We start from the raw sequence: 25,638 nt of genomic DNA, 5'->3' as shown, positions 1-25,638 counted from the left end.
GCGCTTAGCTCGCGCGCGCTTCGTCCAGAATCCACTCGACGACGGCGCCCACGTCGGCGCGCGGCGCCGCGTCGGCCTGGTAAAGCCAGTAGGCGTAGCCGGTTGGCGCGCTGGGTTGCGCCGCGCCGGTTGAGGCGCTTGAGCCGACGACAACGAGCCGCCCGTCCGCCAGCATCGGCTCGACCAGCGCGAGACGGCCGAGCGCGATGCCGCGCCCCGCGAGCGCGGCCTGGATCACCTGGTCGTAGCGGTTAAAGCGCAACACGCCACGCGCGGGCCGGCCCTCCAGGCCAAGCGCGCCCAGATGATCGGGCCAGCGCAGCATCGGGCGGCGCGGGCCGTCGAATTCGAGCAGGACGTGGCGCTCCAGCGTGGCCGCATCGAGCGTTTTCACGCCCAGCGAGGGATGCGCCACCGGCATCACATATTCCTCGTAAAGCCGGTGCGCCGCGGCAAACGTCGAGGCCGACGCATTCGCAGGCGCATAGCGCAAAGCGAGGTCGACGCCCTCGGCGCGCAGGTCGAGCACCTTGTCCGTTGCGGCCACCCGCAGGTCGATATCGGGATGACGCTGCTGCAGCGCGCCCAGACGCGGCAACAGCCAGAGCCCCGCCACGCCGATGCTCGCCGTGATCGTCACGGGCTGGCGCACGCGCGGCTGCATGAGCGCATCCACGACATCCTGGAGTTGCGCGACCGCCCCCTCGGCGGCGCGAAAGAGGCGCTCGCCTTCGGGCGTAAACGAAATCGACCGATAGCCGCGATTGAGCAGGCGCACGCCGAGCATCGTTTCGAGCGCGTTGACCTGGCGGCTCACGGCGGACTGCGTCAGGCACAGATCCTCGGCGGCGAGCGTGATACTCATGCGCCGCCCGACGGCGACAAAACCACGGATGAAATCGAGCGACGGCAGCTTGACGAGCGGAATTGACATGCATGGTCCTCATGCGAACGATGCAGGAAGATTGATTGAGCGAACGGCCGGGGTCAAGTGGAATGGCGAACACCGCCTACCGGAGCCATCCCGTCTCATGAACCTGCAAGCGACGCCCGAACCCCTCACGCTGCGCGCCGCCGATGGCTTTGCACTCGGCGGCTTTGTCTGGCGCCATCGCACGCCTGCGCTGGACCGCACGCCGCGTCCGCTCGCAATCGTCAATGCCGCGACGGCCGTGCGCTGCCGTTACTACTTTCGCTTCGCCGCGTGGCTGCATCGGCATGGCTGGGATGTGATCGTCTATGACTACCGGGGCATCGGCGAATCGCCGCCGCAACGGCTGGCTGCGTTAGACGCCACCTGGCTCGACTGGGGCGAGCGCGACTTCGAAGCGGTGCTGCGCCATGCGAACGTGGCGTTTGCGGGGCAGCCGATCGACGTGGTGGCGCATAGCATCGGCGGCTTCGTGACGGGGCTCGCGCCCTCCGGCGCGCTGATCCGGCGCGTCTTCACGGTCGGCGCACAGTACGCGCACTGGCGCGATTACGCTGCGCGCAGCCGGATCGCGATGCTGATCAAGTGGCATGCGGTCATGCCCGCCCTCGCCGGGCTTTGCGGCTATTTTCCGGCGGCCCGGCTGGGCTGGATGGAAGATACGCCGCGCGGCGTCGCGCTCTCATGGAGCCGCAGCCGCGCGCGCTTCGAGGACACTTACGCGCGGGCGCCCATCGCCCGCACAGAAAAGCAACGCGCGGCGCTGGTAGAGCGCCTCGCCAGCTTCGCCGCGCCGATCCTGGCCGTGAGCCTCACCGACGACCCCTTCGGCACGGTTGCCGCCATCGAGCGCCTGCTCGCCTATTTCACGCACGCGCCGCGCGCGCATCTGCGTATCGCGCCCGCGCAGATCGGCGTCCCGGAAATCGGCCATTTCGCGTTTTTTCATGCTCGCTTCGAAAACTCGCTCTGGCCTGGCGCGCTGCACTGGTTGCGCACCGGCACCCTCGCACCGCAAGCACCTGGCAAGGTGGTTTCCGCCCACACCAAGGCGAAATAGATCGACCGTTCTTTTTGCGACGATATCTGCTATCGTGCGGGAGCCGCGACCTTCCCAGGAGTCTCCATGAGCGCATCATTCGAGCACCGTTACGCGTACACCAACGGCATCCGCATGCACTACGTCGAGCACGGCGAAGGGCCGCTCGTGCTGCTCTGCCACGGCTGGCCCGAGTCCTGGTACTCGTGGCGTCACCAGATCGAGGCGATCGCCGCCGCGGGCTATCGAGTGGTCGCCCCCGACCAGCGCGGCTACGGCGACACCGAAGCGCCGCTCGACACCGCCGCCTACGACATCCTGAACCTCACCGGCGATCTGGTCGGCCTCGTCCATGCGCTTGGCGAAACGCACGCGATCCTCGCCGGTCACGACTGGGGCTCCATCGTCGCCGCCACGGCGGCCCTGCTCCGCCCCGATATGTTCCGCGCGCTCGCCCTGCTGAGCGTGCCGTATCTGCCGCGCTCGCGCGTGCGCCCCGCCGCGTATTTCCAGACCCATACGCTGGAGAAGCACTTCTACCAGGAGTACTTCCAGTCGCCGGGCCGCGTCGAGCGTGAACTCGAAGAGGACATCCGCCGCTCGCTGCTCGGCATCTACTACACGGCGGGCGGCGAGAGCCGCAAGCATCCGGAGCATCGGCGGCAGGGTTTTATCGGCTTTGCAAAGAACCTGCGCTTTATCGATAGCCTGGCGTATCCCGACACGCTGCCGGGCTGGCTGAGCGCCACGGATCTCGATACGTTCGCCGCGCAGTTCCGCAAGAGCGGCTTTCGCGGCTCGATCGACTGGTATCGCAACCTCGACCGCAACTGGGCGCTCACGCCCTTCCTCGACGGCGCGCGCATCCAGCAACCCACGCTGTTCGTCGCGGGCGAACAGGACGGCGTGATCCACATGATGGCGAAGGCCTACGAGCAGTTGCAGGACCATGTGCCGCGCCTGACGAAGAAAGTGCTGATACCCGAGGCCGGGCACTGGATCCAGCAGGAACGCCCCGAAGAAACGAACGCGCTGCTGCTCGAATTCCTGCGCGACCCGGTTGTGCGCGGCGAGGGTCGCTGAGGGCGGGTTCACCTGCGGCTAGAAAGGGGCGCTCGCGCCCCTTTCTATTTCCGAAATTGTTGTGGCAGCTGGGTCGATGAGACTCACGCCTGAATAACGAGTCCCGCAAAAACGGGGCAATACACACAGCGTTATAGATCAACGAATCGCGGCAACAGGTCTTGGTCTGCAAGGCGGATTTCGATATCGTTTGCCACCTTGACATGCTCGCGGTTGTTCACGTCGAACACGTCATCCATTACGCTGACAATGATCGTGCCTTTTTGCTGCCCTTCGTGCATCACGGGAATCAAAGCGCGCGCTTCGGGAACCTGTGCAGGTGTAAGGGCCTGCGGCAGGTAGAGCATCCAGCTTACGCCGGGGCGGTCATCGAAGACTTGCTTCTCAAAATACGGGCGAGGTCCAAACGTAGCGAAAGGACAATTAAATTCCACCGCAACGGTGGATACCGCCTTTGCGCATGGTAGATATAGCCCCAATCGAGATCCACATTTTTGTCTCTCGCTTATGCTCAATTCAAATTGATTTGCAATGCTGCCGCAATCAATAATAATTGATATTGAAGACGTGTTTCCTTTTCCCGGATTTCCATTCCAAATATTAATACTTTTCGGTTGACCCGACTCATGCTGACTACGGAGAATCAATTCTTCGATAGCGGCAGATCGTGGTCCAGTGCCGTCGAATACTGGAATTCCTGATTTATCGCCTTCACCATCTGCGTTCAAATACCAAGGCCCACCTAGTGTTCCATCACTACTGGAAAGGTCCGAAAGCAGCGGATAAACGCGGCGAAGCTGAAGTGAGAAATTTCCTTCATTCACAGACGCATCGTCTCTGAATGACGCTTGTAAATACATGATATTCCTTATCCAGCGCAGGTCGAAGGAACCTCTGCCCTCGTGAGCGTTGGTTGCATGAACTTATCGAATCGTGGTGTTTCAAAATACCACATTAGTCTACTCGCAGGATTCCTCTTGACCACGTCAGCCTGGCGGATAACCTGCTTCTTCGTTGAACTGAATCAGTCGAAATCGTAAATTGACTCACCGTCTTCATCGAGAAATTTATCCATTAGCTGATCGTAATTTCCTTTTGCCTCTTGCAGCAAGCATTGCGCTTTCATAAAGCCGTCGAAAGTTACTGGCTTAGGTTCGTCGCCAGGTTGCCATGCCCACTCCATATTCCAGCCCTTGGTGCTTCTCCTCCTCCCGCCATGCACCTTGCCGGACAGGTCCGTACCGTCGATACGGCCGAGATCGGTCGCAGCCAGCGTCAGGAGCCCCCATCGCTGATGGCTTACGAACGAATTCTCCCCTTGGAATTCCCCACAAAACAGATGCCACAGCCGGATACCAGTGATCCCAAAATCTAACCTGTTGAATTTAAACAGAACAGATGCATGTAGATGTGCTGCAACGCGATCAAAAATCCATCACGATATTTGTTGCGCAAACCGTAACATCAAGTTATAAATGCAAATCATTCGTATTTAATGCGCATAGTCAGGTCGACGACACTGGCCAGCGGCGCGGGGAAAAAAAGGGGTTTGCTCGATGTCCGCCGTCCTGATTGACGCGCAACAGCAGGTGCACGCGCTCTATCGCGACCATCACGGCTGGCTGCATGGCTGGTTGCGCCGCAAGCTGGGCGACGCCTTCGAAGCCGCTGACCTCGCGCACGACACCTTCCTGCGCATCCTGAGCGCGCACGAGCGGCCGGGCCTCCCCGCGTTGCACGAACTGCGCGAGCCGCGCGCCTACCTCACGACGGTCGCGCGCCGCGTGCTGCTCAACCACTACCGGCGTCTCTCGCTCGAACAGGCGTTTCTCGACACGCTCGCGCATCTGCCGGAACCGCAGGTGCCGTCTGTCGAAGAGCGCCTCGTGATCCTCGAAACCCTCCATGAAGTCGATGCCATGCTCGACAGCCTCGCACCCAAGGTGCGCATGGCTTTCCTGCTCGCGCAACTCGAAGGGCTGACTTACGCCGAAATCGCCACGCGGCTCCAGGTGAGCGAGCGCACGATCAAGCGCTATATGGCGGACGCGTTCGAAGCCTGCCTGATGCTCGCGCTGTGAGGATGACGTCGTGAGGGCCGATCGCATCGAAACCGGCGCAGCCAGCGCGGACGACGACCAACGCCCGCTGGAGCGCGCCGTTGCGCGCGCGGCGGCCGAATGGCTCGTGCGCCTCGCGGACAATCCCACGCCCGAAGAGATCGACGCCTGCACGCGCTGGCGCGCGGCCAACCCGGAACATGCGCGCGCCTGGCGTCGCGCCGAACGGCTCAACGCGAAATTCAGCGTGCTGCCCGCGAACCTGGGCCTGCCCGCGCTCGCTCGCGCTGAGCGCAACGCGCCCGGAATGGCACGCCGCCGCGCGGCGCTCAAGACTCTGAGCCTGCTACTGGTGGCGGGGCCAACCGCCTGGCTCACCTGGCAAACGGCGCCGTGGCGCGTCTGGTGCGCCGACGCGCGCACCGCCACCGGCGAGCGCCGCACCCTCGTCCTCGCCGACGGCACCCGCGTGGACCTGAACACGGGCACCGCGCTCGACGTGGCGTTCGACGCGCACGAGCGGCGCGTGCGGCTCGACGCAGGCGAAATCCTCGTCGAGACCGCGCCCGACCCGCAGTCTCCCGCACGGCCCTTCATCGTGCAGACCGACGATGGGCGCATTCGCGCGCTCGGCACGCGCTTCGTCGTGCGCGAGGGCGCGGGCACACAGGTCGCCGTGTTCCACGGCGCTGTGGAAGTCACGCCGGCCGACGCGCCGCATCTCGCGCGCATCGTCAACGCCGGGCAGCAGACGCGCTTCACGGCCGACAGCATCGATCCCCTCACGCCCACCGATCCGCACAGCGCCGACTGGACGCGTGGCGTGCTGTTCGCTCAGGACGTGCGGCTGGGCGATTTTCTCGCCGAGTTGAGCCGCTACCGGCCCGGCCTCGTGCGCTGCGATCCGGCCGTGGCGAATCTGCGCATCTCCGGCGCCTTCCAGCTCGCCGATACCGACAACATCCTCGCCGCGCTGCCTGAGACCCTGCCCGTGCAGGTGATCTGGCGCACGCGCTACTGGGTGACGGTCGCGCCAGGTCCGCAAGCAGCACCCGCGACGCGGGCGAGCGGTTCGGCCTGACACAACGCCCCCTTCTCATCCTCAAGGCGCGGCTTCGAAAAAATTTCGCGCATACGTGTCCCCTTTCCTGATCTCGCGTGTCAAGCACGTATTAACCGACTCAACCACACACCGCACGATCAGGAGTTTCCATGTCCGCACGCCGGCCCCGCCGCGCCTTCCAGCCCGTTGCGCGCCACGCCGCCCGCCAGCGCTTTCTTTCGCTCGCCGCATTGACGCCGCGCGCTGCTGCCGTCGCGACCGCCGCACTCGCGCTGCGCGCCATTCCAGCCAGCCTCGCGCTGGGTGGCATGCTGGGCGCGCTGTGTGCCGCACCCGCTGCCCAGGCCGCGCAGGCCGCTGCCAGCCAGTCCTATGACGTGGCCGCCGGGCCGCTCGGCACCGCGCTCTCCGACTTCGCGGTGCAAGCTGGCGTGACCGTGCAACTCGACGCGCGTCTCGTCGATGGACTCAGGAGCCCGGGGTTGCACGGCAGCTACTCGGTAGCCGATGGTTTCGCCACGCTGCTGGCGGGCACGAAACTGGAAATCGCGCAGAGCGGCACGGGCGTGTGGCTCGTGCGCCCGCGCGCGGCCCAAAGCGCTGCGGCCGCTGAAGACGGCACCACGCTGCCCGCCGTGAAAATCGCTTCGCAGAGCACGAGCGCCGACGGCGCGACCGCAGGCGTGGTGGCCACCTGGTCCTCGACGGCGACCAAGACCGGCACGCCCATCGTCGAAGCGCCGCAATCGATCTCGGTAGTCACGCGCGACCAGATGAACGAGCAGAACGCGCAGACGCTCAACGCCGCCGTGCGCTACGAGGCAGGCGTCACGACCGAGACGCGCGGCGGCGTCGCCACGCGTTACGACATGCTCAACGTGCGCGGCTTTGGCGCCGATACCTACTGGAACGGCCTCAAGCAGATCCAGAACGGCATGTACGCGCTGCCCCAGGTCGATCCCTACCTGATGCAAAGCATCGACGTGCTGCGCGGCCCGGTTTCCGTGCTTTACGGTCAGGCGCAAGCGGGCGGTCTGATCAATCAGGAAAGCAAGCTGCCGACCGTGCAGCCGTACCACGAACTGGGTGTTGAGTTCGGCAACGACCGCCATCAACAGGCGACGATGGACTTCTCCGGCCCGATCGCCGGCGATCAGCATTATCTCTATCGCTTCACGGCGATCGGCCGCCAGGAAGACGGTCAGGTCGAAAGCACGCGTAACGAGCGCGTGGCCGTGGCGCCCTCATTCACGTGGCGTCCCGACGACAAGACCTCGCTCACGCTCTACGCGCTCTATCAGCGCGATCCGGCCAGCACGTCCTATGGCAGCGTGCCTGCGGTCGGCACCGTGCTGTACAACCCGCTCGGCACCATCGCGCGCAACTTCTACGACGGCGAGGCCAGCTTCGAGCGCTTCAGCCGGACCCAGGAGGCAGTGGGCTATCAGTTCGAGCATCGACTGAACGAGACGTGGCAGGTGCGCTCGAACGCCCGCTACTATCACATCAGCCAGGACTACGCGAGCGTCTACGGCAGCAGTCTCGAAGACGACGACCGCACGCTGGACCGCAGCACGATCGCTTCCAACGACCAGCTCAACACGTTCGCCATCGACAATCAGGTGGAAGGCAACTTCTCCACCGGCCCCGTCGATCACACTGTGCTCGCCGGTTTCGACTACCAGCACATGGCGACGAACTACGCAACGGGCTACGGCAGCGCGCCGTCGATCGACGTGTTCGATCCGGTCTATGGCGCCGCCATCGACGACCCCACGCGCACTAAAACGCAGGCAAGCAGCAACCAGTACGGCGTCTATGCGCAGGACCAGTTGCAGTACAAGAAAGTGCTCGTGACGTTGGGCGTGCGTCAGGATTGGGCCAATACGGTCACGAACGACCTCACCGACAACACGCGTCAATGGCAGAACGATCACGCCTTCACGTGGCGTGGCGGCGTGAGCTATCTGTTCGATAACGGCGTCGTGCCGTATTTCAGTTATTCGGAATCCTTCGCACCGCAGTCCGGCACGGACATCAACGGCAAGGCTTTCGATCCCGAGCGCGGCCGTCAGTTCGAACTGGGTATCAAGTACCAGCCCAAGCACTATAACGCGTTGTTCACCGCCGCAATCTTCGATCTGACGCGTAAAAATCTGCTCACCGCCGACGCGAGCAATCCGGCCTACTATTCCGAAGCGGGCGAAGCGCGCTCGCGCGGCGTCGAACTGGAGGCCAAGGTGAGCCTCACGCGCTCGCTCGACGTTGCGGCAAGCTATACGTACCTCAATACCATCTATACGAAGGACAACAGCGGTCTGCAGGACAAGCATCTTGCGGCTATTCCATCGAATCAGGCCTCGCTCTGGGCGTACTACACGATTCACGGCGGCCCGCTGGCGGGACTGTCGATCGGTGGCGGCGGCCGTTATACGGGTGCGACCTATAGCACCGACAATAGCTTCCAGGTACGCAGCTTCTTCCTGATGGATGCCGCGCTGCGCTATGACCTTGGCCACGCCATTCCGCGTCTGAAAGGCTCGGAGGTTTATATCAACGCGCAGAATCTTTTGAACAAGACCTATGTCGCGTCGTGTTACTACGGTAATTATTGTGCGTATGGTTATGGCCGTCAGGTTTTTGCGGGAATGAATTACCGCTGGTAAATGCAATAGTCCATTGTGTATTTCCTTTGCGTTCACGCGTTATATGACACGGCTGTCGTTTAACACGTGAACGCGCAGGCCGTTGCCGAAGCTCCTTCTTGTTACTCCTATCGCGCGCCAACGCGCAAAACCCTACACATCTCATCGTTTCCCGAGCATGAAGGTTCGAAACGATGCCACTCGCTCCTCAAATGCTGACAACCGTCAAAACGGCGTGCAATAGTGCATGGTATGAATGTCGACCTGAACACAAAAGGGATGGGGAATCATGGCCGACATTTTCATCAAGATCGACGGTATCGCTGGCGAATCACAAGATGCCACCCATGCTGAAGAAATCGAAGTCCTGCATTGGGGATGGGCTATCACCCAGAAATCCAGTATGCACAGCGGATCCGGTGGTGGTGCAGCAAAGGCAACCGTTGAGGACTTGAGTTTCACACACCACATCGATCGCGCAACTCCGAATCTGGCCGGCTACGCTTTCAGGGGGCAGCACATTCCCAAAGCACTGCTGACTATGCGAAAAGCCGGTGGCGTGCCACTCGAATATCTACGCATTACCATGTACGACGTGGTTATCACGCATGTAGAACCCGTTGCAGGTGAGGGCGTGGCGCTAGAGCACGTGCGCCTGTCGTTTGCACGAATGAAGCAGGAATATGTTGTGCAAAGCCCGATTGGCGGCAGTCAAGGGACGATAACCTCGCTTATCGACGTTAAAGCCAACACAACGGCTTGACGTGAGTTCCTCCGCAAAGCAGTGTCAAGTTCCATTATGTAGTCCGAGATCAGCAACGATCTCTTTCGATATTCTCGCTACGTTGACAACCTACAAAGTCCTCACGCGAAATAACGAATGATCGGCTCGGGGTACTCACGGGTGATGCGTATGCATAGAGGACTTTCTGTCTTATTGGCCGTTTGCCTGTTTCACAGTTCTTTTTCGCATGCGCAATTACCAGTTGGGACAACGCTTTCACACGGCGCTGGACTGGAGGAAGCCACACTGACGCGCATCGATGACCGCGACGGAACCTTGCTTGTTTTCAAGGTGAAGACGGAGACCATGTCGCTTCACGACCAGGGCGCAGCACTCGAAGATTTGCTCAACCGATCGATCAGGCAACACTCGCTGCCCGACCATTTCGACGTGAGACTCGGAGCAACGCGCATCGCATTGATCAAAGAGTTACAGAAGAAACTGTTGCAGCCTGGCGCTAACTGGAATCTCGCCAACGGACGGCCACGCGCGGGAGACCTGAACCGCGTTCTTTCAGACTATCTAACCGCTTTAGTTGCGCAATCACCGATCGGCATTGCGTTCGTTCATCACGGATACACGTTGAGCGTCAGCGGTCTCGAACATATCGAAGAAGAACCGAAGAAGTTCCCTCGGGTGGGAGCCCGAGTGCCGACGGACATCTTCGTCCTGGAAATCACTGCAGAACGGATTCGTGAACCATGACTCATCGCCCCCTTCCGCCATTCGACAAGCTTGTCGAGAATTACCCGTACAGGCAGTCCGTCACCGTTCTCAAGAAAATGATCGGCGGAAATGCCGACGATACGGCGTCGCAGGACCAGTGGCTTGGCGGCGCCTCGGGCGACACCTGTACTCTACGAATGAGCCGCGCTTTTAATTATGGTGGTGGCGTCATTCCAAACCAGGCTCATGGAATGGCGACCGTCAAGGGCAGCGACAGCCGCCGCTACGCGTTTCGGGCCCGCGAGTTCGATCTCTGGCTCCGTTCGTTCTATGGCCCTCCTGATATTGAGGTGAAAGGCAAACCTGTATCGCGGGATCGATTTCTCGGAAAAAAGGGGGTAATCAGCTTCGACATCACATTTGGCCTGAATGCCGATCAGCGGACTCGCGCGACGGGCCATCTCGACTTGTGGGATGGAGAGACATTCTTCGACGAAATTCTTGGTGTCAGTTATCCGACGCGCGACTTCTTTAAAGTGGCTGACGGTGTCGCCCTATGGTTGACGCCCGGCACGGCTGTTCTCCCTCGTCCATCGCGGGAATGAATTACCGTTGGTAAATGCAATAGTCCATTGTGTATTTCCTTTGCGTTCACGCGTTATATGACACGGCTGTCATTTAACACGTGAACGCGCGGCCCATTACATAGGCCCTTTCTTGTTACTCCCACCCTGCACCCACGCTTAAATCTCCACACGTCTGGCCGTTTCCTAAATTAGTTTTCATGTTGAGTGTGCGGCAACTTAAAACACCGATACCGGGCCGGAACCGATAATTCCTTCCAGTTTCTGGACTGCGAGGAACGCACCATGCAAAAGCCGATGTCGGTCGAACTCATTAACGAATACGGCGAGCACGCAGTCTGCGTGAAAATCGACGGCCACTCCGCCCTGCTCGATACCGCCGATGTAGACGGTCTCATCGAAGAGCTCAGCAAGCTGCGCGCGCAAATGCGCCCCGCCGTGCCTGATCAGCCTTTACGCTCGCATCAGTACGTGCTCGAAATCGATCCGTGCTGGTACACCGAGCGCAATCCGCTGTTCGACGGCGCAGTCGTCTTTTTCCGCCACACCGGCCTCGGCTGGGCCGGCTTTGCCATTCCCACCGAGAGCATGCAGCGTCTCAAGGATGCGTTGAGCGCGCACGAAGCCGCCGCGCAACGCGAGATGCACATGCCCATGCACGCGCTACCGAACTAGGCAGCGCGCGGCGCCGCGGCCGGGCCTCGCCTGGCAAGCCTCGCCTCCCGTTCAATTCGTGAAATCGGACCCGCGCGCAGCGCGAGCGGGCTAACGCGTCACGCGCCTTGCGTGCGCCGCCTCCGTTCGTCCCTTTATTTCAGGGCTTTCTGCGCGCTGCCCTGAGCTTTCTCGCCCTCACCGGCACGGACTCGCCACATGAACCAGCTACAAGCCATGCGCGTTTTCACGCGCGTCGTCGATCTGAGCAGCTTCAGCCTCGCGGGCAAGCAACTCGGTATGTCCGCCGCGGCCGTCACGCGCAGCGTCGGCATGCTCGAAGCACATTTGAACATGCGCCTGTTGAACCGCTCCACGCGCAGCCTCTCGCTCACCGAAGCGGGCCGTCTCTATCTCGACGGCTGCCGCGCCGTGATCGACAAACTCGACGAAGTGGAATCCGAACTCGTGCGCGCCACGCGCGACCCGAGCGGCGTGCTGCGTATCGCCGCGCCTTCGGTGTTTGCAAGTGGCGCGCTCAGCGCGCTGCTGGGCGCGTATCGCGGCGTGAATCCGCGCGTGGATTTCGACGTGACCGCTTACGACAGCCATATCGACATGATCGAAGGCGGCTTCGACGTGTGCTTCGCCACCGACCGCCAGCAGGTCAACGCCTCGCTCGTGAGCCGCAAGATCACCTCCGTGAAGGAACTGATCGTCGCCACGCCCGCCTATCTCTCGCGCAAGGGCATGCCGCGCACGCCGGGCGATCTCGCGCAACACGATCTGCTGGCCGTGTCCGACGCGCCGCGTTCGTGGGAGTTCGCCAACGTCGAAGGCGTGCAGCGCGTGAGCGTAAGCGGCCCGCTCACGGCGAGCGGTTACGCCACCGTGCGCGCCGCCGCACTCGCCGATATGGGCGTCGCGTTGCTGCCGCTGCCGCTCGTCGCCGACGATATCGCACGCGGTGTGCTGCTGCCCGTGCTCAACGCCTATGACGTGAACGGCGGCATGCAGCATGTCTCGATCGTGTATTCGGGCCGCAATTACCTCACGATGAAAGTGCGTAGCTTTATCGACTTCGCGGTCGAACAGTTTCGCGCTCAACCCACGCACAGCAAGCACGCTCCGGCTATCGCGCATCCTTTGCCACAGACTCTGCCCCACGCCCTGCGAGCCGTTGCGTGATCACCGCTAGATCTCCGCGTGATCCTCTAGTCACGACACCTGGAAAGCCATGCCCAGAATATTGACCATCGAAGACGACGCCATCACCGAACAAAGCGTCGTCCCTACGCTCGCCTCGACGGGCTTCACCGTCGATGTTGCGCGCTCCGGCCGCGAAGGCATCGCCATGGTGATGGCCGGCGACTACGATGTGGTCGCGCTCGAGCGCCGCCTACCAGATCTGGACGGACTCACCATCGTCACCACCATGCGCGGCGTGGGCATCGAAACGCCCGTGATCGTCATGAGTTCGACCACCGGTGTGGAAGAGCGCATCCAGGGTCTGCGGGCCGGTTGCGACGATTACCTCACGCGCCCTTTCTCGATCGACGAAATGTCCGCTCGCGTGGAAGCGCTCGTGCGCCGCCGCACGCGTCCCGTGGCGGCAGAAACCGTGCTGCGCGTGGGCCCGCTCGAACTCGACCTCGTCAAACGCAAGCTCACCTGCCGCGACACCATCCTGCGCCTGCGCCCAACCGAGCTGCGCGTGCTCGAATTCATGATGCGCCACGCGGGTCAGGTGCTCACGCGCACGATGATTTTCGAAGGCGTGTGGGGCGGCCGTTTCGATCCGGGCACCAATCTCGTCGATGTGCACGTGGGACGTCTGCGCAATCGCGTGGATACGCCGGGCGAGCCCTCGCTGATCCGCACGATACGCGGCTCGGGTTATCTGCTTGGTTGAAATAAAAGCAGCAATAGCGAATAAAGTTTTTTATTTAGCACTTCGTAGTCCTTTTTGTTAAAAAAACCGCGCGCCAAATAAAACTTCTTTCATCTGTCTGGTTGCTGGACGTTACACCGCGCCCGCCACAATACCGGCGTCGGTTCCTCCGTAGTTTCCCGTACTTTCCACGCTTCTTTCGCGCCGCCTGGGCGCACCAGTACGCGACGGGAACCGGCGCCGATGTTCTGAACGGAGCCCCTTCTGATGCTGAAAATCGTCCGGCTGGCCTTGAACCGACCGTACACGTTCATCGTGCTGGCCCTGTTGATCCTGATCGCTGGCCCGCTCGCTGCGTTACGCACGCCAACCGATATCTTTCCGGATATCCGCATTCCCGTGATCAGCGTGGTGTGGAATTACGCCGGTCTGCAACCCGACGACATGTCGGGCCGTATCGTCACCTACTACGAACGCACGCTCGGCACGACCGTCAACGATGTGGCGCACATCGAGTCGCAGTCGTTCCGCGGCTACGGCATCGTGAAGATCTTCTTCCAGCCGACCGTGGATGTGCGCACGGCCACGGCACAGGTGACGTCGGTCTCGCAGACCGTGCTCAAGCAGATGCCGCCAGGCACCACACCGCCGCAGATCCTCAACTACAACGCGTCCACGGTGCCGGTGCTGCAGCTGGCGCTCACGAGCGACAAGCTCAACGAGCAGCAACTCGGTGACTACGCAACCAACTTCATCCGGCCACAGTTGCTGTCCGTGCCCGGCGTGGCAATTCCCACGCCTTACGGCGGCAAGACGCGTGAAGTGCAGATCGACCTGAATCCGCAGGCGTTGCAGGCGCGCAAGCTCTCCGCGCAGGACGTGGCGAACGCGCTCGCGCAGCAGAACCAGATCATTCCTGCGGGCACGCAGAAGATCGGCCAGTTCGAATACAACGTGCGCCTGAACAACAGCCCGCTCACGATCGACGCGCTCAACAATCTGCCGATCAAGACGGTGGACGGCACGGTGATCTACATGCGCGACGTGGCGCATGTGCGCGACGGCTATCCGCCGCAAGGCAATATCGTGCGCGTGGATGGCCATCGCGCGGTGCTGATGTCGATTCTCAAGAACGGCTCGGCATCCACGCTCGACATCATCGCGGGCGTGAAGGCCAAGCTGCCGCTGGTCGAACAGTCGCTGCCGCCTAGCCTCAAGCTCGTGCCGCTGGGCGATCAATCCGTGTTCGTGAAGGGCGCGGTGAGCGGCGTGGCGCGCGAAGGCATTATCGCGGCCGCACTGACCTCGGCCATGATCCTGCTGTTCCTCGGCAGTTGGCGCTCGACGCTCATCATCGCCGCATCGATTCCGCTCGCCGTGCTCGCGGCCATCGCGGGTCTCGCGGCCTGTGGCGAAACGCTCAACGTGATGACACTGGGGGGGCTTGCGCTCGCGGTGGGTATTCTCGTCGACGATGCCACGGTAACGATCGAGAACATCAACTGGCACCTGGAGCAAGGCAAGGACGTACGCACGGCGATTCTCGACGGCGCCGCGCAGATCGTCGCGCCCGCGCTGGTTTCGCTGCTGTGTATCTGTATCGTGTTCGTGCCGATGCTGCTGCTCGACGGCATTGCGCGCTACCTGTTCGTGCCGATGGCGGAGTCGGTGATCTTCGCGATGATCGCCTCGTTCGTGCTTTCGCGCACCTTCGTGCCGATGATGGCGCGCTATCTGCTCAAGCCGCACGCCTCGCAAGGCCACGCTTCGGGCGAACTCGCGGCCGTAATGGCGCCGCACGGCGCGCACGATCATGTGACGCCTTCGCGCAATCCTTTCGTGATGTTCCAGCGCGGCTTCGAGCGTCGCTTCGAGCGCGTCCGCGCGGGCTATCGCGGCGTGCTGGGCCTCGCGCTCACGCATCGCAAGGGCTTTATCGTCGGCTTTCTCGTTGTCGTGATGCTGTCGTTCGCGCTGGTGCCTTTCCTTGGCCGCAACTTCTTCCCGAACATCGATTCGGGGGAAATCGAAATTCACGTGCGCGCGCCGATCGGCACGCGTGTGGAAGAAACCGCCGACCTCTTCGACCACGTTGAAGATGCCGTGCGTCATGTGATTCCCGCCGATCAGCTCACGAGCATCATCGACAACATCGGTCTGCCGAATAGCGGTATCAACCTGACGTACAACAATAGCGGCACGATCGGGCCGCAGGACGGCGACATCATGATCTCGCTGGGCGAGGATCATGCGCCGACCGCCCAGTACGTGAAACAGTTGCGTACGCAACTGCCGCGTCTGTTCCCGGGCACGACGTTCTCGTTCCTGCCGGCCGATATCGTCAGCCAGATCCTGAACTTCGGCGCACCCGCACCGATCGACGTGCAGGTGAGCGGCCCGAACATGGAAGCGAACAAGCAGTACGCCAACGAACTGCTGCGCCTTGTGGCCAAGGTTCCGGGCGTGGCCGACCCGCGCATCCAGCAGGCCTCGACCTATCCGCAGCTGACCGTAGCCGTGGACCGTTCGCGCGCGGACGAACTCGGCATCACCGAGCAGGACGTGACGAACTCCGTGGTGGCAAGTCTTTCGGGCACCAGCCAGGTGTCGCCAACCTACTGGCTCAATCCGAAGAACGGCGTGTCGTATCCGATCGTCGCGCAGACGCCGCAGTACCGCATGACCACGCTCTCCGACCTGCAAAACCTGCCGGTCACGAGCAAGACCGGCGGCTCGCAGATTCTCGGCGGCATCGCTACGATCACGCGCGGCACCGCCGACGCCGTGGTCTCGCACTACAACATCATGCCGCTGTTCGACATCTACGCGACCACCCAGGGGGCCGATCTGGGCGCCGTGGCCTCGCAGATCCAGCAGGCGATCCACGCCACCGCCAAGGACGTGCCCAAGGGCTCGACCGTGACGATGCGCGGCCAGGTGCAGACCATGAACAGCGCGTTCACGGGTCTGTTGCTCGGTCTCGCGGGCGCCGTGCTGCTGATCTATCTGCTGATCGTCGTGAACTTCCATTCGTGGGCCGACGCGTTCGTGATCGTCTGCGCGCTGCCTGCCGCACTCGCGGGCATCGTCTGGATGCTGTTCACCACGCACACGCCGCTCTCCGTGCCGGCGCTCACCGGCGCGATTCTCTGTATGGGCGTCGCGACTGCCAACGCGATTCTGGTCGTCTCGTTCGCCCGCGAGCGTCTCGCCGCCACCGGCGACGCGCTGCGCGCCGCGATGGAAGCCGGCTTCACGCGCTTCCGTCCGGTGCTCATGACCGCGCTCGCGATGATCATCGGCATGGCGCCGATGGCGCTCGGCATGGGCGACGGCGGCGAACAGAACGCCCCGCTCGGCCGCGCCGTGATCGGCGGCCTGCTGTGCGCCACGTTCGCGACGCTGCTGTTCGTGCCGGTGGTGTTTAGCCTCGTGCACCGTAATGACAAGGGCAACGACGAGGGTAATGACGACCCGCACGATGCCATCCCCACTCTGGAACAACCTGCCCTCGAGGGAGAATCCCATGTCCACTGAAGTCGACATCGCCTCGCCGCAACCGCTGCGCCACCTGAAGTCCGTCGCCGCCGTGGCGTTGATGATCGCCGCCGGGATTGTCTCCGGCGGGCTCTTCAGCCGCGTGCACGCGCATCAGGAACTCACGTCCTGGACCGACGCCCAGTCCGTGCCGACCGTCGCCACCGTGCTGCCCGAGCCGAGCCCGGCTTCTCAGGCGCTCGTGCTGCCGGGCCACCTGGCCGCGTACATCAACGCGCCGATCTACGCCCGCGTGTCCGGTTACCTGCATGCGTGGTACGCCGATATCGGCACGCATGTGAAGGCGGGCCAATTGCTCGGCCTGATCGATACGCCCGACCTCGATCAGCAGTTGCAGCAGGCACGCGCCGATCTGCAGAACTCGATCGCCAACGAGAAGCTCGCGGCCACCACCGCGAAACGCTGGACCGAAATGCTCAAGCAGGATTCGGTCTCGCAGCAGGATGCCGATGAAAAGACCTCGGACCTGATCGCCAAGCAAGCCACCGTGGAAGCGAACCAGGCGAACGTGCGCCGCCTCGAAGCGCTGGAATCGTTCAAGCGTCTGACCGCGCCGTTCGACGGCGTGGTGACGGCGCGCAAGACCGATGTGGGCGCGCTGATCACCGCGGGCAGCGGCAGCGGCCCCGAACTCTTCACGGTATCCGACGCGAGCCAGTTGCGCGTCTACGTGAGCGTGCCGCAGAGCGACGCGGCCTCGATCAAGCCCGGCATGCACGCCACGCTCACGGTGCCCGAGCGCCCCGGCGTGAAATTCGATGCGAAGCTCGTCGATACCGACCAGTCGATCTCGGCCGATTCGGGCACGATGCTCGTGCAGCTTGCCGTCGACAACAAGCAGGGCATGCTGTTCCCAGGCGAATACACCGAAGTCCATCTCGCGATGCCCGGCGACGCACACGCGCTCTTCGTGCCCGCGAGCGCGCTGATCTTCCGCGCACACGGTATGCAGGTGGCCGTGGCCGGACCTGACCACCGCGTGGAATTGCGCGACGTGACGATCGGCACCGACCTGGGCACGCGCGTCGAACTCACCCAGGGCCTGAAGGCCGGCGAGCGCGTGATCGACAATCCGCCCGACTCGCTCGCGAACGGCGATGTGATCCGGCTTGCGGCCACCGCTGCGACGAATGCCCCGGCGAACACGGCGTCCACCAACGCTGCGAACAACGCGTCGCACGATGCGGAGCGTGCGCATGGTTAAACGGTTCGCCCTGCCCTCGCTTGTGCGCCCGCGGCTGCGCTTGCTGGCGCTCGCGGCCACGGCGCTGCTCGGCGCCTGCTCGTTCGCGCCCGTCTATCACGCGCCTGCTACGGCGATGCCGACGCACTTCAAGGAGACCGGAGGCTGGCAAATGGCGCAGCCCGCCGACGAGCTACCGCGCGACGGCTGGTGGAAGGTCTTCCACGATCCGATGCTCGATCAACTGGAGCCGAAGGTCGAGCAGGCCAACCCGAACATCGCCGCTGCGCTCGCGCGTCATGACGAAGCGGACTCGCTCACAGCGCAGGCGAAGTCGGCGCTGATGCCGACCGTCGGTGTCGGCGCACAGGTTCAGCGCGACCGGCAGTCGGCGCTGCGGCCGCTGCGTGGCTCGGACCAGCCGAACGTCTACAACTCGAACACGCTCGATCTGAGCGTGGGCTACGACCTCGACCTGTGGGGCAAGGTGCGCAACGAGGTGAAGGCGGGCCAGGCGAGCAGCGAAGCCAGCGAGGCCGATCTCGCCACGCTGCAACTGAGCCTGCAGGCGAAGCTCGCGACGACCTGGTTCAACCTGCTCGGGCTCGATCAGCAGTCCAAACTGCTCGACGATACGATCGCGGCCTACCGTCACGCGCTGGAGCTGACCGAGAGCCGCCATCGCGGCGGCATCGCCTCGGATCTGGACGTGTCGCGCGCGCAGAACCAGCTCGCCGCCGCCCAGGCTGCGGCCGACGATGTGAGCGGTCGACGTGCGCTCATGGAACACGCGATCGCCACGCTGATCGGTGTGCCTGCGTCCGAGTTCAACGTCGCGCCGGACACCCTGCGCCCGCACCTGCCGAATCTGCCCGCCGGGCTGCCTTCGGCGCTGCTGCAACGGCGTCCGGACATCGCTGCTGCTGAACGCCGCGTGGCGGCTGCCAATGCGGAAATCGGCGTGGCGAAAGCGGCATTCTATCCAGATCTGTCGCTGAGTCTCGACGGCGGTTACCAGAGCGACACGTTCGGGCCGTGGCTGGCCGCACCCAACGAGATGTGGTCGATCGGGCCGACGCTGGTGGGGACGATCTTCGACGGCGGCCGCCGCGAGGCGATGGTGCACGGCGCGCGCGCGAAGCTCGCCGAGAACGGCGCCGATTACAAGGCCACCGTGCTCAATGCATTCCAGCAGGTCGAGGATAACCTCGCGTTGCTGCACCATCTGGGCGATGAGGCGCAGCGCGAAGACGAAGCGCTCACGGCGGCGCAGCGCACGCTGACGCTTTCCATGTCGCGCTATCGCGATGGCGTGGTGAGCTATCTGGATGTGGTGACGGCGCAGACGACGGAGTTGTCTACGCAGATTACGTCGCTCGAACTGGATACGCGGCGGCTGGATGCGACCGTGGGGTTGATTCAGGCCATCGGCGGTGGGTGGAGTACGAAGCAGCTTGAGGCGAAGCAGGCTTCGTGATGCGCAGAGTGTGATAGGTCAAAGCGGGCGTGATGCCCGCTTTTTTTTCGCCCAGAAAATTCCGCCATCTGACCCTCAAGCTTCGGCTGATGCGGTCGTTATCGGTATGGAGCGCCCGCTTCATTACATAGTCTTTCCGAGTGCGGTGCGATTCGCAAGCCCAATAACAAAACGACAAAGACCAAACTGAGATGACCGGCAAGATTTCCTTATTTTCGGCGCTGGCTGGCGCCGCACTCCTCGCGGCATGCGGCGGCGGTGGCGGTAGTGGCAGCGATGGCGGTAACAGCACCAGCACCGCGGCTGCGTCAGCGCAGACGGGAACAGAAGCGAATGTGGCAACGCCGGTCTACGCGGCCAGCAGCGTTCAGCTCGCCATGTTTCAAACCGTGAATGCAGCTCGCCAGCAATGCGGATTTCCAGCGGTGGTCGAGAACACCACGCTGGACACCGCTGCACAGAAGCATGCAACTTATATGGCCGACAATGCCGGCGCTGTCACGGATACCGAGGTTGCAGGCAAACAAGGCTTCACGGGCGTCACCTACGCCAATCGTGCTCAAGCGGTCGGATACCCTGCGTCCGTGGGTGTTGGAGGAGAAAGCGCCGGGTATTACACGACCGCCACCCTTGCCGACACGGTCTATGGAACCAGTATGGCCACGGCTTGGATCTACGGCGTGTACCACAGTTACGTGGCCGTTCAGCCCTATCAGGAAATCGGCTTTGGCACGGATCGCCTGATCTATAACGGCCAGACGAACCCGATCTACAACGGGTTTCCAATCGTTGTGGCCGCAAACAGTATGGCCGGCAATCTTCCGTTGAGCGGGAATCTGCCGCTCACGTACCCCTGCCAGGGAACCACCAATGCGCCGTATGCCTACGGAGGCGAAATCCCGTTGCCGCCGGGTACGACTTCGGGTGTCAACTGGGGCCCAACAATTGCGATTGCAGGCAATACGTCGGACACGATCAGGATGACGTCCGGCACGTTGACGGATACGTCGGGCAATGTCATCACGCTCCAGGTGCTCGATTCCACCACGGATTCCAACAAGCTCATTCCAAACAACGCGGGCTCGGCCTATCCGCTGAATCCCTTGCAGCCGAATACGACCTATACGGTCAGCATCAAGGGCACGTATAACGGCGCGGCGTTCTCGCGCACCTTCACGTTCACGACAGGCAGCAGCGCGGCTTGATTGCGTAGTGTGATGTGCTCCCCCGTCGAACCCCGGTGTCGTGGGGCCAACGGGTGGACAGCACCCGTGCGCGTGTCCGCGATCAAAGGAACGCCCGCGCACGCTTGAATGTGTGCGCGAGCAACGATCTAAATTCGATATCAAAATTGCGATCCTCTGCTGGATATCTTCAACACCCGAAGCATGTGTAATGCATATTCGAGTATTGATGAAGTCGTTTGTCAGGCTTTAGCCGTTCACGGTCACGATGTGGCGAACCTCCATTGGCAAACGTTTTCGATATCCGAACAGACCGTCTAAAGCGAGGAAATTGCATCACATCGTTTGAATCGAAGCGCGATTTAGCCGATCGATTCAACCATTTCTCTGCGCTAAAACACTAAAGAGTTTGTGACTGTTGCCGATATGCCCGATTGAAAGACGCTTACGGTGCTGCTCGAATTCGACGAAGTCCGATCTGTGCAGCCACGTGCGGAAATCAGATAAGAAAACACAAGGGCCTGCATGAAAATCCGAAATTGCGTCCTGCTCGCAGCGACCGTGAGTACGGCTGGTTGCGCGATCAATCCGCAAACCGGTCAATCCGAAATTGCACCAGCGGTTAAATCACAATTCAACAGTACGTTCAATAGCGACGATCCTTGCTCGAACAACGATCGCAATATCGGCGTTGTCGCGGGCGCCGTAGCAGGAGGGTTGATCGGATACCTTAGTCATGGTGCGAAAGGCGCCGTGATTGGCGCGGCCGCCGGTGCGGGCGGCGGTTTTTTGATCGGGCATTTGATGGACTCCCGACGCTGCGGTCTCTACAAGATTGCACAGGCCAATCAGTTGAACCTTGCGAGCGCATCGATTACGCCAGGCAAGCTCGGGTTGCAAGGCAAGGATGCAAACAGCGCAATTGGTCTTGACGTTCAACTGCAAAACAAGAGTGACGAATTCGAAGTGGGTTCGTCGAAGCTCACGCGTGCTGCACGCGCATACCTTGCACAGATTGCACAACTGTACGCGCCGCAAGCGGTAGCCGCCGGTCTGCCCGCGAGCGCGTCGCCTCAGGAACGACAGCAAGCCACCCAGCACAGTGTGCTGATCGTCGGCCATACCGATGCGCAGGACGCGACGTCAGGAGCGGACCTGGCGCGCCTTTCGCAGGAGCGCGCGAAAGCCGTCGCAGACGTATTCGCGCAGAATGGGGTGCCGGCTTCGAACATCTACTATCAAGGCGCGGGCGACGCACTGCCGCTCATGTCGAATACCACCCAGCAGGGGCGCGAGGCGAACGATCGCGTACAGATCGTCGACGTACCGACGCAAGGCGATCTGCAACTCTATCTGCAACGACGCGGCGCTAACCCGGCGAATTTCGACCATGTCGCGACGATGGCCGGGCACGCAGCCGAAAACACCGGGGCCGATACTTCAGCATCGCGCGACGGTGCTGCGCTTCCTACTGCGAATACGAGCGATACGCCCGCGCCTCAGACACAAGCCAGCACGCGTGGAAGTGCCGCGAAACAGGCTGCCGTCGCAGCGCAGAGTCCGTCTGCCGTCGCGAAGCCGCCGCGTAGCATTGCCGCGACCGCGCCGGTCCAGACCGCGCGTAACGCTCCTGCGCAGCGCAGCGTCCACGCGGGAAGCTATGACTTCGGCGGCGGCCCGATTCACCCGCCGGGCGAGCCGATCAATCTCGGCGCCGCGGTCGACCACTCGATGTTCAGCCTGATCACGTCCGCGCATGCCGATACGCCCGTGATCGTAGGCTCATGCCTGAGCGACCATCCGCATCCCACAACTCCGGTGCGCAACCTGAAGACCGCGCAGGAACTTCCCCCGCGCGATTTCGCCCGCGGCTTTTATGGAACCGTGTGGGGCACCAACGCCAACGGCAATCTGGTCGCCATCACGGGCGCGACCATTCCGCTCGATGCCGGGGCGCCCATTCCACGGCCAACCGTACTCATCTACAGAAACTATCAGGGGAACGTCCATCAGGCGCCCAGCTTCAAGGGGCAAGCCAACGTGAACGTGTATCGCGGCACGCAGAAAACCGTCTACCGCGTATTCATCGACGGCCCCGCGCGATGCCTCGATCTCGTTGTCGCCGACGCTCAGTTCAAGGGGCAGGGGAACCTCTATTACGACGACAACGGCAGTGCATTCCTTGCCACCCCAGAGTTTGCGATGCAACGCTGACCCTTCACGGATAACAACACTACATGTCTGAACTGATGAACCTGATTCTCGAGCACACGTGGACGACCGTCGTCTTCAGCATCGCCCTCCTCGGCGTGATTTTCCTGACCTGGTCGAAATACACGCGCAGCCTTCTTGGCAAGGACTTTTGGGTTGTCATGCCGTTCGTCGGCAAGATGGCGACCTGGAAGAACATGACTGAGGGCACGGGTGACTATGCTGTCGATATCGCGCACGATGCCGGCTATGTCGCCCGCACGCTCACGGTCCCCGCCGAAGTCGAACTGTTCAATTACTACGAAGACGGCCTGGAAAAGACGGGGCGTGAAGCGTTTCTCAACGCGCGTGAATACCTCAAGATCTCCGGGCAGAACGGCCGCAAGCCCATGTCCTCCACGCTGTGGGCGATTCTCGGCGTGTTGACCGTCGCGGAAGCCATCGGTACCGGGCTCCTGCTCGCGCCGCTGTTGTCGAAGGACATCACGCCCGTCTTTGCGATGGTGGCCGGTTCGGCGATCGCATTCGTCATCGCGATTGTCGCCGTGCGCTTCACGCACGCGGCCGGCGAGGACATGTTCGCCAACACGCTGCTCTCCAAGGTCCGCAACAGCTTCAAGCAGAACAAGGGGTTCCGCCGCGGGGACGGCACGAAATACGGCGACTTCGTTAAATCCGTCGGGCCCGAAGACGATCAAGGCATTGACGCCGACCTCGAGCCGGCAGCACGGCTCGGTGCGCGTATTGGCGCAACGAGCATGTCTTCGATGCAGCCGCGACGCATGAACATCATTCTGGCGGTCGCGTTCATTGTGCTGTTCGCCGTCGGCACGACCGCGTATCGCCATTACATGTTCAACCACGAGCAGGACGTTGCGGCGAGTGGACCGGCTGAGGCAACCGACGGTGCGTCGGGGAACTTCCAGAACATGTTTGCGCAGGGCGGCAATACGGCACAGCCATTGCCCGACGAGGTGGCCGATGCGGCGAACAAGTCGCGCCAGCATGCGCAGGACGCGGTGAATCAGGATTCGTCGATGGCCAACGACGCCGGCATCATGATTCTCGCGCTCATCTACGTGTTCACGCAGCTCCTCGGCCTGCTCACGGGCTACAAGTACTCGTTCTTCAACGAGGATGGCGAGAAAGCCTACCGCAAGACCCTGGGCCAGCTCGGCTATGACGACTTCCTGCGCGTGGCGGTCCGCCCAGTGGCGCAACGCGCGCAGATGCGCCTTGGCCAGTTGCGCGCGAAACTGTCTAGCGCCAACCCCGGCTACGGTGACCGGATGAAGCCGTTCGATTTCATGATGGCCTATCACGAGTCGCTTGCTGAAGACGAGCGCAAGGCGGGTGCGGCATGGACATCCGCGCTGCAGCGCGAGGCGGCCCCGTCGCCTGCGGCATCGCAGCCTGAGGTCCGACACACGCAAGCCGTGCAACCGGCGCCTGCGCCAGTGAAAACGGTTGCAGCGGATGACCGCACGCGCCCGGAAACGACGGAAACGCTGGACCTCGAAAAACTCGCCAGGGAAATTGCAGCGGTTGCCGACAAGGAGTCGCGCCAGCGTCTCGCGGCTGATCTGATCGGCCAGCACAAGCTCGATCGCGAGAATCAACGCGTGCTCGTCGCGGCCGTCAAGCGCCTCCAGGAACAGCAGAGCCTTGATCGCGACCTGCTCGAATCCCTTTAATCCGAGTTTTGACCTTCGCGCCACCCACACCGGGTGGCGCCCATCGTTCGATGAAACACTTCAAGCTTCTACAGGCAACGCTCGCGGTTGTGGCAGCATTCGCCGTCTGCGCGAATGCGCACGCGGGTCTCGTCAACGACGTGCCGAGTTGCTATGCCGCGACGCACATCGCGCCGGAAACGCAGCCCTACGACAAACTCGTGTATATCCTCGTCGACCAGACGGTCTCGCTCGGGTCGACACTCGAGCAGTCGGTCGTGGATAACGCGCTGCGTATGGTGCAGCCGGGATCGAAATTCGTGATCGCCGAGTTTTCAGCATTCTCCCAGGGCCGGTATCTGAATGTGCTTCATACGGGCATCGTCGAGCGTCCCCTCGCCGACGCGCGCATCAATTCAACCCCGATGCGCGCGGCCAAAGCGCTCGACCAGTGTCTAGGCCAGCAGGCCGGCTTCGCTCGCACGATGGTCGCGAAGACGCTAGCCGAAGTCATGACGGGAAGCAGCAGCACGCTCGACCAGTCGGACATTCTGATGGCGTTCAGAAGCGTGGCGGACGCCGTGAATACCGATCCAGCGAGTCACAAGACGCTGTTCGCCGTCACGGATGGGCTCGAAAATTCGACCGTCACGAGCTTCTACGCGCGGGGCTCCGTGCGCGACATCAACCCGGCAACTGAACTGACGAAGGCTGTCGGTTCGCACATGGTCGCGGATTTCGGGGGAGCCAAGGTCTATGTGCTCGGTGGGGCGATGATGCCGCCCGCCACGCAGGGCACCAAGGGGCAGCGCGATGGCTATCGCGACCCCCATACGCTCGACGACCTGAGCCAGTTCTGGCACGGTTATTTTGCCAAGGCTAATGCGCGTCTCGTGGCGTTCGGCGAGCCAGCGCTTCTGGAGCCGGTGAGCTATTGATCTGGCTGGCGTCC

At 62.4% G+C, this 25,638-nt stretch carries 22 protein-coding genes; 18 read left to right on the top strand and 4 right to left on the bottom strand.

Annotation, left to right across the window (positions count from 1 at the left end; all coding sequences use genetic code 11):
• Positions 1–4 precede the first annotated feature (4 nt).
• On the bottom strand, positions 5–934 hold the full coding sequence (locus U5782_RS19495; RefSeq protein WP_322045513.1) for a LysR substrate-binding domain-containing protein: 930 nt from the start codon (positions 932–934) through the stop codon (positions 5–7).
• A 97-nt stretch (positions 935–1,031) separates the two neighbouring features.
• On the opposite strand from U5782_RS19495, the gene U5782_RS19490 reads away from it, so the two are divergent.
• Positions 1,032–1,991, top strand: a complete 960-nt coding sequence (locus U5782_RS19490; RefSeq protein ID WP_322045512.1) for a serine aminopeptidase domain-containing protein — start codon at positions 1,032–1,034, stop codon at positions 1,989–1,991.
• 66 nt (positions 1,992–2,057) lie between these two features.
• Entirely contained in the window at positions 2,058–3,053 is a 996-nt protein-coding gene (locus tag U5782_RS19485) for an alpha/beta hydrolase (protein ID WP_322045511.1), read from the top strand.
• Between the two features lie 131 nt (positions 3,054–3,184).
• Here U5782_RS19485 and U5782_RS19480 read toward each other — a convergent pair whose 3' ends face one another.
• Together U5782_RS19480 and U5782_RS19475 are read right to left on the bottom strand one after the other, a co-directional pair.
• The gene (locus U5782_RS19480; protein ID WP_322045510.1) at positions 3,185–3,913 is read right to left on the bottom strand and encodes an immunity 52 family protein; all 729 of its coding nucleotides are present in this window, start codon (positions 3,911–3,913) and stop codon (positions 3,185–3,187) included.
• Between the two features lie 164 nt (positions 3,914–4,077).
• Positions 4,078–4,236 carry a Tox-REase-5 domain-containing protein gene (locus U5782_RS19475; RefSeq protein WP_322045509.1) on the bottom strand — a complete coding sequence of 53 codons (159 nt, stop codon included), beginning with the start codon at positions 4,234–4,236 and terminating at the stop codon, positions 4,078–4,080.
• A 373-nt stretch (positions 4,237–4,609) separates the two neighbouring features.
• Here U5782_RS19475 and U5782_RS19470 point away from each other — a divergent pair, with 373 nt between their 5' ends.
• The 13 genes from U5782_RS19470 (at position 4,610) to U5782_RS19410 (ending at position 20,823) form a co-directional block, all read left to right on the top strand.
• Positions 4,610–5,134 carry a sigma-70 family RNA polymerase sigma factor gene (locus tag U5782_RS19470; RefSeq protein ID WP_322045508.1) on the top strand — a complete coding sequence of 175 codons (525 nt, stop codon included), beginning with the start codon at positions 4,610–4,612 and terminating at the stop codon, positions 5,132–5,134.
• A 10-nt stretch (positions 5,135–5,144) separates the two neighbouring features.
• Positions 5,145–6,194, top strand: a complete 1,050-nt coding sequence (locus tag U5782_RS19465; RefSeq protein ID WP_322045507.1) for a FecR domain-containing protein — start codon at positions 5,145–5,147, stop codon at positions 6,192–6,194.
• Between the two features lie 131 nt (positions 6,195–6,325).
• Positions 6,326–8,842: a TonB-dependent siderophore receptor gene (locus U5782_RS19460; RefSeq protein ID WP_322045506.1), complete on the top strand. Its 2,517-nt coding sequence runs from the start codon at positions 6,326–6,328 to the stop codon at positions 8,840–8,842.
• 265 nt (positions 8,843–9,107) lie between these two features.
• Positions 9,108–9,584, top strand: a complete 477-nt coding sequence (locus tag U5782_RS19455; RefSeq protein WP_322045703.1) for a type VI secretion system tube protein Hcp — start codon at positions 9,108–9,110, stop codon at positions 9,582–9,584.
• Positions 9,585–9,734: 150 nt separating this feature from the next.
• A complete protein-coding gene (locus U5782_RS19450; RefSeq protein WP_322045505.1) occupies positions 9,735–10,310 on the top strand; it encodes a hypothetical protein in 576 nt (191 codons plus the stop codon).
• The gene (locus U5782_RS19445) at positions 10,307–10,876 is read left to right on the top strand and encodes a T6SS effector amidase Tae4 family protein (RefSeq protein ID WP_322045504.1); all 570 of its coding nucleotides are present in this window, start codon (positions 10,307–10,309) and stop codon (positions 10,874–10,876) included. The genes U5782_RS19450 and U5782_RS19445 overlap by 4 nt, the downstream gene beginning before the upstream one ends.
• A gap of 264 nt (positions 10,877–11,140) precedes the next feature.
• A complete protein-coding gene (locus tag U5782_RS19440) occupies positions 11,141–11,530 on the top strand; it encodes a hypothetical protein (protein WP_322045503.1) in 390 nt (129 codons plus the stop codon).
• A 198-nt stretch (positions 11,531–11,728) separates the two neighbouring features.
• Positions 11,729–12,697 (top strand): LysR family transcriptional regulator, encoded by a 969-nt coding sequence (locus U5782_RS19435; protein WP_322045502.1) that lies wholly within the window; start codon positions 11,729–11,731, stop codon positions 12,695–12,697.
• A 49-nt stretch (positions 12,698–12,746) separates the two neighbouring features.
• Positions 12,747–13,421 carry a response regulator transcription factor gene (locus U5782_RS19430; RefSeq protein WP_322045501.1) on the top strand — a complete coding sequence of 225 codons (675 nt, stop codon included), beginning with the start codon at positions 12,747–12,749 and terminating at the stop codon, positions 13,419–13,421.
• Between the two features lie 246 nt (positions 13,422–13,667).
• Positions 13,668–16,937, top strand: coding sequence for an efflux RND transporter permease subunit (locus U5782_RS19425; protein ID WP_322045500.1), 3,270 nt, complete (start codon positions 13,668–13,670; stop codon positions 16,935–16,937).
• Positions 16,927–18,162, top strand: coding sequence for an efflux RND transporter periplasmic adaptor subunit (locus U5782_RS19420; protein WP_322045499.1), 1,236 nt, complete (start codon positions 16,927–16,929; stop codon positions 18,160–18,162). Before U5782_RS19425 ends, U5782_RS19420 begins: the two co-directional genes overlap by 11 nt.
• Positions 18,155–19,618, top strand: a complete 1,464-nt coding sequence (locus U5782_RS19415) for an efflux transporter outer membrane subunit (protein ID WP_322045498.1) — start codon at positions 18,155–18,157, stop codon at positions 19,616–19,618. The genes U5782_RS19420 and U5782_RS19415 overlap by 8 nt, the downstream gene beginning before the upstream one ends.
• Before the next feature lie 191 nt (positions 19,619–19,809).
• Positions 19,810–20,823: a CAP domain-containing protein gene (locus U5782_RS19410; protein WP_322045497.1), complete on the top strand. Its 1,014-nt coding sequence runs from the start codon at positions 19,810–19,812 to the stop codon at positions 20,821–20,823.
• A gap of 606 nt (positions 20,824–21,429) precedes the next feature.
• Here the strand turns inward: U5782_RS19410 and U5782_RS41660 are convergent.
• Entirely contained in the window at positions 21,430–21,603 is a 174-nt protein-coding gene (locus U5782_RS41660) for a hypothetical protein (RefSeq protein WP_415914371.1), read from the bottom strand.
• Here U5782_RS41660 and U5782_RS19405 point away from each other — a divergent pair.
• Genes U5782_RS19405 through U5782_RS19395 form a run of 3 tightly spaced genes read left to right on the top strand, consistent with a single transcriptional unit; the run spans position 21,520 to position 25,624 of the window.
• Positions 21,520–23,016, top strand: a complete 1,497-nt coding sequence (locus U5782_RS19405) for an OmpA family protein (protein WP_415914370.1) — start codon at positions 21,520–21,522, stop codon at positions 23,014–23,016. The genes U5782_RS41660 and U5782_RS19405 overlap by 84 nt on opposite strands.
• Positions 23,017–23,039: 23 nt before the next feature.
• On the top strand, positions 23,040–24,707 hold the full coding sequence (locus U5782_RS19400) for a hypothetical protein (protein ID WP_322045495.1): 1,668 nt from the start codon (positions 23,040–23,042) through the stop codon (positions 24,705–24,707).
• 50 nt (positions 24,708–24,757) lie between these two features.
• Entirely contained in the window at positions 24,758–25,624 is an 867-nt protein-coding gene (locus U5782_RS19395) for a hypothetical protein (protein ID WP_322045494.1), read from the top strand.
• Positions 25,625–25,638: the final 14 nt, after the last annotated feature.

This window comes from Paraburkholderia sp. J67 (assembly GCF_905220265.1).
GTDB lineage: Bacteria > Pseudomonadota > Gammaproteobacteria > Burkholderiales > Burkholderiaceae > Paraburkholderia.
The sequence above is the reverse complement of the archived record's forward strand: the minus strand, read 5'-3'. Positions and strand labels throughout refer to the sequence as shown.

What these genes read in the sequence shown, in the direction of transcription:
- U5782_RS19495 (WP_322045513.1), bottom strand. Translation starts at nt 934, where the DNA reads ATGTCAATTCCGCTCGTCAAGCTGCCGTCGCTCGATTTCATCCGTGGT.
- U5782_RS19490 (WP_322045512.1), top strand. Translation starts at nt 1,032, where the DNA reads ATGAACCTGCAAGCGACGCCCGAACCCCTCACGCTGCGCGCCGCCGAT.
- U5782_RS19485 (WP_322045511.1), top strand. Translation starts at nt 2,058, where the DNA reads ATGAGCGCATCATTCGAGCACCGTTACGCGTACACCAACGGCATCCGC.
- U5782_RS19480 (WP_322045510.1), bottom strand. Translation starts at nt 3,913, where the DNA reads ATGTATTTACAAGCGTCATTCAGAGACGATGCGTCTGTGAATGAAGGA.
- U5782_RS19475 (WP_322045509.1), bottom strand. Translation starts at nt 4,236, where the DNA reads ATGGAGTGGGCATGGCAACCTGGCGACGAACCTAAGCCAGTAACTTTC.
- U5782_RS19470 (WP_322045508.1), top strand. Translation starts at nt 4,610, where the DNA reads ATGTCCGCCGTCCTGATTGACGCGCAACAGCAGGTGCACGCGCTCTAT.
- U5782_RS19460 (WP_322045506.1), top strand. Translation starts at nt 6,326, where the DNA reads ATGTCCGCACGCCGGCCCCGCCGCGCCTTCCAGCCCGTTGCGCGCCAC.
- U5782_RS19450 (WP_322045505.1), top strand. Translation starts at nt 9,735, where the DNA reads ATGCATAGAGGACTTTCTGTCTTATTGGCCGTTTGCCTGTTTCACAGT.
- U5782_RS19445 (WP_322045504.1), top strand. Translation starts at nt 10,307, where the DNA reads ATGACTCATCGCCCCCTTCCGCCATTCGACAAGCTTGTCGAGAATTAC.
- U5782_RS19440 (WP_322045503.1), top strand. Translation starts at nt 11,141, where the DNA reads ATGCAAAAGCCGATGTCGGTCGAACTCATTAACGAATACGGCGAGCAC.
- U5782_RS19435 (WP_322045502.1), top strand. Translation starts at nt 11,729, where the DNA reads ATGAACCAGCTACAAGCCATGCGCGTTTTCACGCGCGTCGTCGATCTG.
- U5782_RS19430 (WP_322045501.1), top strand. Translation starts at nt 12,747, where the DNA reads ATGCCCAGAATATTGACCATCGAAGACGACGCCATCACCGAACAAAGC.
- U5782_RS19425 (WP_322045500.1), top strand. Translation starts at nt 13,668, where the DNA reads ATGCTGAAAATCGTCCGGCTGGCCTTGAACCGACCGTACACGTTCATC.
- U5782_RS19420 (WP_322045499.1), top strand. Translation starts at nt 16,927, where the DNA reads ATGTCCACTGAAGTCGACATCGCCTCGCCGCAACCGCTGCGCCACCTG.
- U5782_RS19415 (WP_322045498.1), top strand. Translation starts at nt 18,155, where the DNA reads ATGGTTAAACGGTTCGCCCTGCCCTCGCTTGTGCGCCCGCGGCTGCGC.
- U5782_RS19410 (WP_322045497.1), top strand. Translation starts at nt 19,810, where the DNA reads ATGACCGGCAAGATTTCCTTATTTTCGGCGCTGGCTGGCGCCGCACTC.
- U5782_RS41660 (WP_415914371.1), bottom strand. Translation starts at nt 21,603, where the DNA reads ATGCCCGATCAAAAAACCGCCGCCCGCACCGGCGGCCGCGCCAATCAC.
- U5782_RS19400 (WP_322045495.1), top strand. Translation starts at nt 23,040, where the DNA reads ATGTCTGAACTGATGAACCTGATTCTCGAGCACACGTGGACGACCGTC.
- U5782_RS19395 (WP_322045494.1), top strand. Translation starts at nt 24,758, where the DNA reads ATGAAACACTTCAAGCTTCTACAGGCAACGCTCGCGGTTGTGGCAGCA.